We start from the raw sequence: 314 nt of genomic DNA on the forward strand, positions 1-314 counted from the left end.
GGCGGCCTGGTCGTGGGCCTGATTGCGGCCAAGACCGAACAAGCTGTTGGTGACCTGAAGGTGCAAACCGCCTACGTGTCCTACAGCATGCCTTTGTTTGACATCAAGGGCGCGTCCTGGACGCCAGCCCTGTCCTCCTCGACCGCGAAGAACAGCGCCATGGGTACTGATGTGAAAGAAAACTCCTTTCGCATCCGCTTGAACTACGCCTTCTGATCGATCGAATCCCCCGAACTTAACCACTCGGGGGATTGCGCTTCTCTTTTTCCAAGATGGGGATTTACAGGTGCTCGCAAGAGCACCTTTTTTTCGTC

At 55.4% G+C, this 314-nt stretch carries 1 protein-coding gene; it reads left to right on the top strand.

Annotated elements, in window-relative coordinates:
- The coding region (locus C5P05_RS00105; RefSeq protein ID WP_198674551.1) for a hypothetical protein at nucleotides 1–216 on the top strand (216 nt) is incomplete at its 5' end.
- Between the last annotated feature and the right edge of the window lie 98 nt (nucleotides 217–314).

The sequence above is a fragment of the Rhodoferax ferrireducens genome (genome assembly GCF_003347515.1).
Lineage (GTDB): Bacteria > Pseudomonadota > Gammaproteobacteria > Burkholderiales > Burkholderiaceae_C > Rhodoferax.